The sequence below is a fragment of the Streptomyces sp. NBC_01591 genome (assembly GCF_035918155.1).
GTDB lineage: Bacteria > Actinomycetota > Actinomycetes > Streptomycetales > Streptomycetaceae > Streptomyces.
In genome coordinates this window covers 1362219-1373694 of record NZ_CP109327.1, presented here as the reverse complement: position 1 = coordinate 1373694, position 11476 = coordinate 1362219, and the positions used below count along the sequence as shown (strand labels likewise).

Annotated in this window: 15 protein-coding genes and 1 pseudogene; 14 read left to right on the top strand and 2 right to left on the bottom strand. The window is 69.0% G+C overall.

Annotation, left to right across the window (positions count from 1 at the left end):
- Positions 1 to 200: 200 nt before the first annotated feature.
- The 7 genes from OG978_RS06490 (at position 201) to OG978_RS06460 (ending at position 4629) form a co-directional block, all read left to right on the top strand.
- Positions 201 to 1127: a hypothetical protein gene (locus OG978_RS06490; protein WP_326764264.1), complete on the top strand. Its 927-nt coding sequence runs from the start codon at positions 201 to 203 to the stop codon at positions 1125 to 1127.
- 222 nt (positions 1128 to 1349) lie between these two features.
- The gene (locus OG978_RS06485; RefSeq protein ID WP_326764263.1) at positions 1350 to 1715 is read left to right on the top strand and encodes a hypothetical protein; all 366 of its coding nucleotides are present in this window, start codon (positions 1350 to 1352) and stop codon (positions 1713 to 1715) included.
- Between the two features lie 132 nt (positions 1716 to 1847).
- Positions 1848 to 2198 carry a hypothetical protein gene (locus OG978_RS06480; protein ID WP_326764262.1) on the top strand — a complete coding sequence of 117 codons (351 nt, stop codon included), beginning with the start codon at positions 1848 to 1850 and terminating at the stop codon, positions 2196 to 2198.
- A gap of 473 nt (positions 2199 to 2671) precedes the next feature.
- Positions 2672 to 2977 (top strand): hypothetical protein, encoded by a 306-nt coding sequence (locus OG978_RS06475; RefSeq protein WP_326764261.1) that lies wholly within the window; start codon positions 2672 to 2674, stop codon positions 2975 to 2977.
- 21 nt (positions 2978 to 2998) lie between these two features.
- Positions 2999 to 3418 (top strand): ankyrin repeat domain-containing protein, encoded by a 420-nt coding sequence (locus tag OG978_RS06470; RefSeq protein WP_326764260.1) that lies wholly within the window; start codon positions 2999 to 3001, stop codon positions 3416 to 3418.
- 426 nt (positions 3419 to 3844) lie between these two features.
- Entirely contained in the window at positions 3845 to 4171 is a 327-nt protein-coding gene (locus OG978_RS06465) for a hypothetical protein (RefSeq protein ID WP_326764259.1), read from the top strand.
- A 173-nt stretch (positions 4172 to 4344) separates the two neighbouring features.
- Positions 4345 to 4629 carry a type II toxin-antitoxin system Phd/YefM family antitoxin gene (locus tag OG978_RS06460; RefSeq protein ID WP_326764258.1) on the top strand — a complete coding sequence of 95 codons (285 nt, stop codon included), beginning with the start codon at positions 4345 to 4347 and terminating at the stop codon, positions 4627 to 4629.
- Positions 4630 to 4713: 84 nt separating this feature from the next.
- On the opposite strand, the pseudogene OG978_RS06455 reads toward OG978_RS06460, so the two are convergent.
- Positions 4714 to 4953: pseudogene (locus OG978_RS06455) on the bottom strand (ABC transporter permease); the annotation flags it as partial.
- Between the two features lie 34 nt (positions 4954 to 4987).
- Here OG978_RS06455 and OG978_RS06450 point away from each other — a divergent pair.
- From OG978_RS06450 to OG978_RS06420, 7 genes are all read left to right on the top strand, one after another.
- Positions 4988 to 5608 (top strand): TetR/AcrR family transcriptional regulator, encoded by a 621-nt coding sequence (locus OG978_RS06450; RefSeq protein WP_326764257.1) that lies wholly within the window; start codon positions 4988 to 4990, stop codon positions 5606 to 5608.
- A gap of 194 nt (positions 5609 to 5802) precedes the next feature.
- Positions 5803 to 6105: an urease subunit gamma gene (locus OG978_RS06445; RefSeq protein ID WP_326764256.1), complete on the top strand. Its 303-nt coding sequence runs from the start codon at positions 5803 to 5805 to the stop codon at positions 6103 to 6105.
- A 15-nt stretch (positions 6106 to 6120) separates the two neighbouring features.
- Positions 6121 to 6432 (top strand): urease subunit beta, encoded by a 312-nt coding sequence (locus OG978_RS06440; RefSeq protein WP_326764255.1) that lies wholly within the window; start codon positions 6121 to 6123, stop codon positions 6430 to 6432.
- Positions 6425 to 8146, top strand: coding sequence for an urease subunit alpha (locus tag OG978_RS06435; RefSeq protein ID WP_326764254.1), 1722 nt, complete (start codon positions 6425 to 6427; stop codon positions 8144 to 8146). The genes OG978_RS06440 and OG978_RS06435 overlap by 8 nt, the downstream gene beginning before the upstream one ends.
- A gap of 97 nt (positions 8147 to 8243) precedes the next feature.
- Entirely contained in the window at positions 8244 to 8906 is a 663-nt protein-coding gene (locus OG978_RS06430; protein WP_326764253.1) for an urease accessory protein UreF, read from the top strand.
- Positions 8907 to 8932: 26 nt separating this feature from the next.
- Complete coding sequence (gene ureG, locus OG978_RS06425) at positions 8933 to 9610, top strand: urease accessory protein UreG (RefSeq protein ID WP_326764252.1); 678 nt, start codon at positions 8933 to 8935, stop codon at positions 9608 to 9610.
- Positions 9607 to 10374 carry an urease accessory protein UreD gene (locus OG978_RS06420; protein WP_326764251.1) on the top strand — a complete coding sequence of 256 codons (768 nt, stop codon included), beginning with the start codon at positions 9607 to 9609 and terminating at the stop codon, positions 10372 to 10374. The genes ureG and OG978_RS06420 overlap by 4 nt, the downstream gene beginning before the upstream one ends.
- Positions 10375 to 10392: 18 nt before the next feature.
- On the opposite strand, the gene OG978_RS06415 is transcribed toward OG978_RS06420, so the two are convergent.
- Entirely contained in the window at positions 10393 to 11442 is a 1050-nt protein-coding gene (locus OG978_RS06415) for an NAD-dependent epimerase/dehydratase family protein (RefSeq protein ID WP_326764250.1), read from the bottom strand.
- Between the last annotated feature and the right edge of the window lie 34 nt (positions 11443 to 11476).

Below are 11476 nucleotides of genomic sequence, written 5' to 3'. Positions count from 1 at the left end.
TGGATCGCAGGGATTGCTGAACAATCTGCGTGAGCTTGACGTCAAGCCGCAGGAGCCGCAAGGAAGAGCCTCTGACGCCTGCCGCCACTCAAACTGCCTCGCGACGCATCCAAGGTTTCGTCGACACAGACGGCGAAGGGCATTTACGGGACAGCCCTTAGCGAGTCTGACCGTTAATTTACTCACATCAGGAGACCAAAATGGACACTCGAGATCCACGGTTCAGCGGACTCAGCATTGGTACTGGAGTCGTTCGCTATTCAGATCTCAGCTATTTGATTATCGCGAACGATGCCGCTGTCAGCGAAGGTTACACAGATTCGCTACTGTTCTCTCTGGATCGTGGAAATTGGGGCGCCGGCACAGTGGAATGGCTTGCCTGTTCCGGAACGGTCTGCCATGTGCCGACCGAACGTTACCTGGTGCTGGGCACCGATGGATCGGTACAAGCTAGTGGTGGCGGCGCTGTAAAGGAAGAGGCATCCATCGCAAGCTGCGGAGTGGATCCGAGGAAGCGCGGCCCTCTTCGTGAAGTACGTGGTATCGCGAAAGGTAGAGCCTATGCCGTAGGAACCTGCCGGCAGGCCTATGTTCGCGATGGCGAAGATCAGTGGAAATGCATTGACCAGAGCGCCCAAGTCGGTGACACCCCGATCACCGACACGAGCTTCGAGTCCATCGATGGGTTCAGCGAACAGGAGATATACACGGTCGGTTGGGAAGGTGAAATCTGGAAGTATGACGGTTCCTTCTTCACCCAGCAGAACAGTCCGACCAACCTGGCGCTCTACAAAGTTCGCTGCGCGTCGGACGGTTTTGCCTATGCCTGCGGCCAGCTCGGCACCTTGCTTCGGGGACGCGATGATCAATGGGAAGTGATCGAGCATGAAAGCACCAAAGAAGACCTCTGGGGCATGGAGGTTTTCGATGGACAGCTGTACGTGTCTTCCACCCATTTCGTCTATCGACTCGAGGACGGCAAGCTCAAGCCCGTCGATTTCGGAGACGACGTTCCGCAGACCTGTTATCACCTGAGCGCGGCCGACGGGATCATGTGGTCCATCGGGCCCAAGGATGTAATGGAGTTCGATGGTTCGAACTGGAAGCGGAGTCTGCGAATTGACTGACCCGGCGATCCCGGCCTGCCCATGCATCAGGATCGGCGACTGACGAACACCCTTCCCATCGTCCTTGACCTACACGTCGAAGAAGCCGGCTTCCTCGCCGTCCTACGCGACTACGCATGCCGCATGACGATCTCGACGTAGCTATTCAGCTGGGTTGAGTGGTTCGGTCAGGCGGCTGCTGTGTCGGGTGTGAGGGTCCTACGCCCTCCGGCGGTATGGCCGGTGCGGGAAGGTGGAGAACGCGGGCTGCGTCCCGGGCTGCGAGATCATGTCGATGCCAGCGATCGTGCGGTGCTGGTGATCACCAGTGTTGTCAGCGCGGCAAAGTACATTCCGCTCATGACGACAACACTCCCGATGTACCCGTGGACCGATGGTGAGGGCGAAGAAGGTTGGTTCGAAGGAATCGATTTGTCCTTCGACACCTGGAAGTACGACGAGGAGATGCCCTTTGACGATGCCGAACTGGTCTGGCAGGAGCTCCTCGACCGGCTGGTGGAGGAAGATGTCAGCCTGACCACCGAGCAGCAGCAGATCGTGCGCCCCATCTTTGACAGGCTCTGGGCCACCTATGCAAAGGCGAGCTGATCGTGCTCGGCGCGGGAGTCGGCCTCACCGCCGAAGTGCTGCGCAGCGCCCGAGGCATCGAGATGCGCGGCAAGGACCGGCTGCGGGCCGGACTCGACCACGCGGCGGCGCAGTACACCCCCTTCCCGGGCCGTGTCACCGTCGACGGGATCGTGGTCCACAAGGGAGAAACGGTCCTGGCAGTTCCTCGTCCTGCCGGACTCCGTCCTGGACGACGGACTGCTCGACGTCTGCGTGATGGGAGCCGAGGTCCCCGCCACGGACGTCCCGGAGCTGCTGCGCACGGGTGCGCACGTCGGCCTCGACGGCACGGTGTACACCAGGGGGCGCAGGGTCGTCCTCGAACGCACCGACGGGCAGCCCCTCTGCTTCGAGCACGACGGCGAACTGATCGCGGACTGCGGATCCCGCCTCACCGTGGACGTCCTGCCGGGCGCCCTGCCCGTACCGTGCGCCCTGGTGGATCCCTCGGACCCCCGGTGACGGCTGTCACGGGCTCCCTCACCGGGGAGCCGGCGAACTGGGCGAGCGCCCTGCGCGTCGAGGACGTCCCGGACCGCGTCGTCGTACTCGCGGCGTGATTCGGCACTGCCCAACTGATCGCAGGTCGCGGGCGGTCGGAGCGCCGCGCGCGACGTGGGGGTGTGCGACTGCGACCACGTTCCTATGCGGTCCCACGCCGCTGTCACGGCAGTCCCACCAGTCAGGCAAAGTCGGCCGCGGCCTTGGTCGCGGGCTCTCGGCCCGAGGTAATGCGAACGGCCCCTCGGTCCACCTCACGCGAAGGTGTGAAACCACCACGCCCCGTAGGAGTCGCCCACCCCCGTGACAACGGGCGAAGAACCGTTCCGCGCGTCAACTCCAGCCTTGAACGGCCGCACAATCTCATCCTCTGCGCATGCCATGGTGTCCGCCGGGCGCCCCCCACGCCCACCACCGACCGAAAGCGAGGCACCGTGAAGAAGTCCATCGCCTGCTGGACCGCGGCAGTGGCATGCGTTCTGCTCGCCCTCACCGGAACCGCCGAAGCCTCCGACGCCATCATGGCAAAGCCCAAGGCGTGGTACTCCACCGCCGTCTGTGGTGTCGAGAAGATCGGAAGTGGCGACCACGGAGACAAGCAGCTCAAGGGCAACGGAAAGGGGAAGAGCAAGTCGGAGGCCGAAAAGTCCGCCCAGCGAGATGTACAGGCCCAGATCAGCAAGAAGTACGGAAAGGGGTACCGGGCGCACCACTGCACCTTCCGCAGCTCCAGGCGGTAGGCCCCGCGCCTGTGGAAACACGTGAACAACAGAAAGCGTAAGAAGCTGCCGAAGCGGCTTGCCGCGGCTGCCGGTGACGGACGAGTCGGCCTTCTCCAGCGACTCCTCGCCCAAGGGGCCGATCCCGACACCCGCGACCCTGACGGAGCCACACCGCTCTATCTCGCCGCCGTCCAAGGCGAAAACCGCTGTGCCGAGCTGCTCCTGGCGGCCGGGGCCTCGCCCAACGCCGAATCCCGGGGGTGGCGCAGCGGACTGCCACTCGCCGCAGCCACCGCCAAGGCCAACCTGCCCCTCGTCGAGCTGCTGCTGTGTCATGGAGCCGACCCGCACCTGCGGGAGTCGGGGGGCGGCTCGGCGCTCGCCTGGGCACAGGGCTGGAGCGACGACACCGAGGAGCGGCAAGCCGTCCTGGCGCGGCTGCGCAGCCTCACCGTTTGAGCCGTCCCCACCGGACGGTCGGCACCTCCGGTTTGCCGAGTGCTGCTGGGGGTGCCCCTATGTGCTTCGTCGACCCTGGCCGGGGTTGTTCACGGGGTTTGTTCTGGGTTCGCAAAGCGTGAAGTTCCCCGTGGGTCGGGTGCCGTGTGGGCAGACCTGTGGTCGATGTGGCGGGTGGCCGCGTCGGTGCGGGGACGCGACGGGGCGGAAAGGGTGTTCGAGCGAGGCTGACCCATTTCGGCCATGACGCTCCGAATGCGTGGAAGTCACTCTCCGTGAGCGTGAGGCTGCGTCTGACCTGCTGTTCTTGCTATGCCACTTCCGGTGAGGACACCCAGTGCTTCGCCTACGACGGCTACCGCCGTCTGACCGAAGCCTGGACCCCGTCCTCCAACGACTGCACCACCACCCGCGCGGCGTCCGCCCTTGGCGGGCCAGCCCCGTACTTGGACCAGCTGGACCTACAAGCCCGGCGGCCTGCGCGACACCCAGACCGAGCACAGGGCCACCGGCGACACCAAGACCGGCTACGGCTACCCTGCCGTCAACGCTTCCGGCACCGGCCAGCCCCACACCCTGACCTCCGTCATCGTCAACAGCGGCACAGCCAAGACCTACGCCTACGACGAGCACCAGGCCGTGCCTCTGCGAGGCAGGTCAGCAGATGCCGAGCCGCCTGCCGACGCCTTCGGGCTGGCCGGGAGACCTCACGGCCAGGACGTCTGGCTGCACCAGCCCGATCGCGTCATGTGAGGCGTCGATCCCCGCAGAGACCCGCCAGGATTCGGGGCAACCAGAAAACTCTTCGTCTCACCTCGTCTCACACATCTCTCACAGACGAGAGCGCACGGGAGCACACGAGAGCCTCTGACCTGGGAAATCGCTGTCGCTACGGACCACGGCGGACATTACATAGGCTAGGGAGCATGGCCTACGAGATTCCGGTGACGCAAGCCCGAGCTGAGCTCGCCGAATTGATCAACCGTGTCGTCTACGGCGGCGAGCGCGTGGTCGTGACGCGGCACGGCAAGCCGCTGGTGGCGCTCGTCTCGGCCGCTGACCTGGAGCGACTCGAGAAGGACGAGGCGGCCGCCGAGGAGCAGGTGATCAGTTCGGTCTCCTCGATCGGCTCCTCGGTGTCCGCTCCCGGCGAACGGCGGCGTTTCGGTATCGCGGCGGAGCACAGGGGGCACGACGAGCCGGGCAGGTGAGCTACGTCCGGCGGTGCGCGACGCCGGAATGCCGTGTACCCCCGTCCGTTGTGACGGGGGTACACGGCGTGTCCGGGTGCGGGGTCAGCCCGCCAGGGCCGGCTCCGGGATGCGTGCCTGAGGTGCGACCGGCGGGGGCTGTGTTCGTCGTCGGCCGCCGATGAGCACCGCGCCCAGCCCGAGCGCCGCCCACAGTGCGAGGGTGAGCAGCGGGCCGCCCGCACCGCTGCCGTCGAAGAACGCGACCGACCGCAGCAGTGAGCCGCCCGCACCCGGCGGCATCAGCTGCCCGATCGCCCCGACCGGCGCTGGCAGCAGTTCGGGTGTCAAGAAGGAACGTTCGTTTTAGGTTTGGGGCATGGCCCGTGTATCCCAGGAGCACCTCGACGCCCGCCGCCGGCAGATCATTGACGGCGCGGCGCGCTGCTTCGCGCGCGACGGCTTCCACGGCACATCGATGCAGGGTGTGCTGAAGGAGGTCGGTCTGTCGGCCGGGGCGGTCTACCGCTACTTCAGCGGGAAGGAGGAGCTGATCGAGGCCATCGCCGACGAGGCGTTCACCAGCATTCGGCGGGCCTTCAGGGAAGCCGCGGACACCACTCCGCCACCGGCGCCGGACGTGCTGCTGGGCCGGGTGCTGCGCGGGCTCTTCTCGGGAGAGGTGTGCGGTCTGGACGGGCGGCAGTTCGCCTCGCTGATCGTGCAGGTCTGGTCCGAGACCATGCGCAACGAAAGCCTGGCCGCCACTTTCGACGACGGGTACGGCGCCATGCGGGTCGTCTGGACGGACGTGGTCGAGGGATACCGCAAGGCGGGAGTCATGCGGGCGGACGTACCCGCCGACCATGTGGCGCGGACGATGATGGCGGTCGCGCAGGGATTCTTCGCCCAGATGGCGCTCTTCGGCGACGCCGAACCCGAGGTGCTGGAGAACGGCCTGCGCGGCCTGATGGCCATGCAACTGCCGTCGGCCGGTTGATGCGCGGGAATTTACGCGCCGGAATCAACGCGCCGGAATTGTCACGCCGGAGTTAACGCGCCGGAAAAACTCCGGTTCTAACATGCACTACCTCGCGCGAGTCAGCGGCTCGCTGTTCAACGACCGCGTTGAACACGGCTGATGCCTCGCCGCGCCCAGGGACGGAACTGGGCACAGGACTGTGAGGTGGAAGCATGCGACTGACCCCGCACGAGCAGGAACGCCTGCTCATCCATGTTGCCGCCGATGTGGCTCAGCGGCGCCGGACGCGCGGACTGCGGCTCAACCACCCCGAGGCGGTCGCAGTGATCACCGTCCATCTGCTGGAAGGCGCCCGCGACGGCCGTACGGTCTCCGAGCTGATGGCCTCGGGCCGCAAGGTGCTCGGCCGCGGCGACGTCATGGACGGGGTGCCCGAGATGATCCACGACGTCCAGGTCGAGGCCACCTTCCCGGACGGCACCAAGCTCGTCACCGTCCACGAACCGATCGTCTGACGGGAGGCGCCACCGATGATTCCCGGAGAGATCCTGTACGCGGACGGGCCCGTGTCGTTCAACGAGGGCCGCCCCGTCACCCGCCTCACCGTGCTCAACGCCGCCGACCGGCCGGTCCAGGTGGGTTCGCACTACCACTTCGCCGAGGCCAACCCCGGCCTGCGCTTCGACCGTTCGGCCGCCCGCGGCCTGCGGCTGAACATCGCCGCCGGAACCGCCGTGCGCTTCGAACCCGGCATACCGATCGACATCGAACTCGTACCGCTCGCCGGACGGCGCGTCGTCCCCGGGCTGCGCGGCGAGACCGGAGGTGCCCTCGATGGCTGAACTCGACCGCGCCGTCTACGCCGACCTGTTCGGCCCCACGACCGGCGACCGCATCCGGCTGGCAGACACCGATCTGCTCGTCGAGATCGAGGAGGACCGCTCGGGCGGCCCCGGACTCTCCGGTGACGAGGCGGTGTTCGGCGGCGGCAAGGTCATCCGCGAATCGATGGGACAGTCCCGCACCACCCGCGCCGAGGGCGCCCCGGACACCGTCGTCACCGGCGCCGTGATCATCGACCACTGGGGCGTCGTCAAGGCGGACATCGGTATCCGCGACGGCCGGATCACCGGGATCGGCAAGGCCGGCAACCCGGACACCATGGACGGCGTCCACCCCGACCTGGTCATCGGCCCGGAGACCGAAATCATCGCGGGCAACGGCAAGTTCCTCACCGCCGGGGCCATCGACGCCCACGTCCACTTCATCTCGCCGACCCTGATCGACCAGGCGCTCTCCTCCGGCATCACCACCCTGGTCGGCGGCGGCACCGGACCGGCCGAAGGCACCAAGGCCACCACGATCACCCCGGGTCCGTGGCACCTTGCCCGGATGTTCGGGGCGCTGGACGCGTACCCCGTCAACATCGGTCTGCTCGGTAAGGGCAACACCATGTCGCGCGAGGCCATGCACTCCCAACTGCGCGCCGGGGCACTCGGATTCAAGATTCACGAGGACTGGGGTGCCACCCCCGCCGTCATCGACGCCTGCCTGGGCGTCTGCGAGGAGACGGGCGCCCAGCTCGCCATCCACACCGACACCCTCAACGAGGCCGGATTCGTCGCCGACACCCTCGCCGCCATCGCCGGGCGCTCCATCCATGCGTACCACACCGAAGGTGCCGGCGGCGGGCACGCTCCGGACATCATCGGCATCGTCTCGGAGCCGTACGTCCTGCCCAGCTCCACCAACCCGACCCGGCCGCACACCATCAACACCATCGAGGAACACCTCGACATGCTGATGGTCTGTCATCACCTCAACCCGGCCGTGCCGGAGGATCTGGCCTTCGCCGAATCCCGGATCCGGCCGTCCACCATCGCGGCCGAGGACATCCTCCACGACCTCGGGGCCATCTCGATCATCTCGTCCGACTCCCAGGCCATGGGCCGCATCGGCGAGGTCGTCCTGCGCACCTGGCAGACCGCCCATGTGATGAAGAAGCGCCGCGGTGCCCTGTCCGGCGACGGGCGGGCCGACAACCGGCGAGTGCGTCGCTATGTCGCCAAATACACCATCAACCCGGCGGTCGCCCAAGGACTCGACCGGGAGATCGGTTCGGTGGAGACCGGCAAGCTCGCCGACCTGGTGCTGTGGGAACCGGCGTTCTTCGGCGTCAAGCCGCAGACCGTGATCAAGGGCGGCCAGATCGCGTACGCGCAGATGGGCGATTCCAACGCCTCCATCCCGACTCCGCAACCGGTGCTGCCCCGCCCGATGTTCGGCGCTGTGGGCCGTTCGCCCGCGGCCGACTCCGTCAACTTCGTGGCCGATGCGGCCGTCCAGGACGGGCTGCCGGAACGCCTCGGTCTCGGGAAGGCGTTCGTGCCGATCAGCAGTACGCGCGGCGTCACCAAGGCGGACATGCGGGAGAACGACGCCACTCCGCAGGTCCACGTCGATCCCGACAGCTTCGCCGTGACGATCGACGGCGAGCCGGTCGAACCGGCGCCGGCCGCCGAACTGCCCATGGCCCAGCGCTACTTCCTCTTCTGATGCGGGACACGCGACGCCCGATGCGGGACACGCGACGCCCGATGCGGGACACGCGACGCCCGATACGGCACACGCGACGCCCGACGCGGGACGTGCGATGAGTCGCGCGGCTCTGCTCGTCCTCGCCGACGGCCGGTTCCCCGCCGGTGGCCACGCCCACTCCGGCGGCGCCGAACCGGCCGTGAAGGCAGGACGGATCCGCGACGCCGAGGACCTCGCCGAGTTCTGCCGGGGCCGCCTGCACACCGCCGGGCTCACGGCCGCCGCACTCGCCGCGGCGGCCGCCCACGGCCACGATCCGCTCGCGCTCGACGAGGCCGCCGACGCCCGTACCCCGTCACCCGCGCTGCGCGCCGTCGCCCGCAAGCTCGGCCGGCAGCTGATGCGGGCGGCCCGCGCCACCTGGCCCAGCCCCGAACTCGCCGCGCTCGCCGAGGCCCGGCCGCGCGGCGCCCACCAGCCCGTCGTCCTCGGCCTCACCGCGCGCTCGGCGGGGCTCGGGCCCGAGGACGCCGCGCACTGCGTCGCCTACGAAGCCGTCAGCGGACCGGCCACCGCCGTCGTCCGCCTGCTCTCCCTCGACCCCTTCGAGGCCACCGCCGTCCTCGCCCGCCTCGCACCCGAACTCGACCGGATCGCCGAACAGGCCGCCGCGGCGGCGCACGGAACCCTCGACGCGCTGCCCGCCGCCTCGGCCCCGCTCCTCGACATCACCGCCGAGGCGCACGCGGCCTGGCCGGTCCGCCTGTTCGCCTCGTGACCCCGTACGAAACAGGAGCCGCACCCATGCACCTCGACCACACCCAACACGGCCCCGCCGCCGTGAGCGCCGACGCCGCCCGGCCCGACGGAACCCGCCGCGCCCTGCGCATCGGACTCGGCGGACCGGTCGGCTCCGGCAAGACCGCGACCGTCGCCGCCCTCTGCCGGGCCCTGCGCGACCAGCTCTCCATCGCGGTGGTCACCAACGACATCTACACTCGCGAGGACGCGGCCTTCCTGCTGCGCCATGCCGTCCTGCCGCCCGAGCGCATCCAGGCCGTGGAGACCGGCGCCTGCCCGCACACCGCGATCCGCGACGACATCTCCGCCAACCTCGAAGCCGTCGAGGACCTGGAGGACACCGTCGGGCCACTCGATCTGATCCTGGTCGAATCCGGCGGCGACAACCTCACCGCCACCTTCTCGAAAGGGCTGGTCGACGCGCAGATCTTCGTCATCGACGTGGCGGGCGGCGACGACATCCCGCGCAAGGGCGGTCCCGGTGTCACCACCTCCGACCTGCTCGTCATCAACAAGACCGACCTCGCTCCCCACGTCGGCTCCGATCTCGACCGGATGGCCCACGACGCCGCACAGCAGCGCGGACCGCTCCCCGTCGCCTTCACCTCGCTCACCTCCGAGGAGGGCGTGGGGCCCGTCGCGGACTGGGTGCGCGGGCGGCTCGCCGACTGGACCGCATGAGCATCCAGGCCACCGCCCGGATCACCGCGGCCCTCGACGGCCGGGGCGTCACCTCGCTCCCCGTGCTGCAAGGCGACGGACCGCTCGCCCTGCGCCGGACCCGGGACACGCCCGGGTCCGGCGCACGGGTCACCGTCGTCGGCGCCATGAGCGCACCGCTCGGCGGGGACCGGCTCGCCATCGCGACACAGGTCGGCGAAAGCGCCCGGCTCACCGTCGACTCGGCAGCGGCGACCGTGGCCCTGCCGGGACCGGGCGGCGAACCCGCCACGTACGACATCGAGTTGAATGTGGCGGAGGGGGCCGAGCTGCGCTGGCTGCCGGAACAGCTCGTCTCGGCGCACGACAGCGTCCTGCGCATGACCACCCGCGTCCGACTCGCCCCCACCGCACGGCTGGTGCTGCGCGAGGAACAGATCCTCGGCCGCCACGCCGAGAGCACCGGCACCCTCATCAGCCGCCTCACCGTGCACCGCGCCGGCCGTCCGCTGATCGACCAGCAGATGACGTACGGTCCGGGAGCCCCCGGCGGCTGGGACGGCGCGGCGGTCCTGGGCGGCCACCGGGCCGTCGGGCAACTCCTCGTCGTGGAACCGGGGTTCGACGAGAAGCTTCCCGAAGCGCGACTGCTCGGGGAGACCGCCGTTCTCACCCCGCTCGCCGGACCGGCCGTGCTGGTCACAGCCCTCGCCCCCGACGCACGCCTGCTGCGCCGCGTCCTGGACGAGGCGCTGGACGAACTGCTCGACGCCCCGGCGGGTTGAACACCGCTGGACCGTGCCTCACGCCTTCCGGTCGTACGCCTCCAGCCAGGCGTCCTCCGCCGCGTAGTCGAAGAGCTTCTTCCCGTACGCCCGCAGCATGGCCGGGAAGGCCTCCGTCCAGTCCTTGCCCGCCAGCTGCGCCGCGATCCACTCGACCGTCCCGGGAAGCGACTGCACATAGCCCGTGACCGGCCGGTACCCGAGCTCGCGCTCGGCGGCCGTCATGTCGTACACGATGGGGTGGGCGGCGCTCCACGGCGTCGAGCCGACGCCGTCCTCCCCGGGCGCCCCCGCCATCAGCACGGTCTCCGTCCTGCGGCCGAGCACCGCGTCGACGGCCTCGCCGATCTCCGCGACCGTCGGCGCCTGCGGATCCCCGGCGTTCAGCACCCGCGAACCGGGCCGCAGGGCGGCGAGCCGGATCAGCTCGGCCAGGTTGGAGACATGGACCGGGTGGAAGCGGGATTCCCCACCGAAGGCGAGCACCCGCCGGTCGCGGCCGTCCAGGAGCCGTTTCACGAAATACAGCTCACGCGGCGAGCGGCAGTACTCCCCGTGGATCGCCCCGGCCCGCAGCAGCGTCACCGGCAGCGCGTCCCCGGCCGCCAGCAGATCCCGCTCCAGCCGTATCTTCCGCGTCCCGTACGTCGTGTCGCCTGGCGGCAGGGTGCGCTGCGACTCCGGGATCGGCAGCGGATAGCGCGGAGCACCGTCGGGTTCGCCCTGCGTGTCGAAGCTGCGGCCCTGCTCGTCCTCGTACACCGCACCGCTGGAGATGACCACCGCCGAACCGATCCGGTCCGCGAGACCGGTCAGCTGACGGGCGTGAACCGCGTCGTACGCCACCATGTCGACCAGTACGTCGCAGCCGTCGCCCAGCGCCGCCGCGAGCGCCCCGTCGGCGTCCCGGTCCAGGGCGGTCGTGCGCACCGCTGTGTCCCACCGCGCGTCCCGGCCGCCTCCGCGAGAGGCGGCCGTCACCTCCCAGCCGTCCTCGACGAGCGACTGCACCGCCACTCGCCCGATCTGTCCCGTCGCCCCCAGCACCCATGCGTTTCCCTTGCTCATGAGGGCCACGCTAGAGCCGGGCGGCCACCCGGGC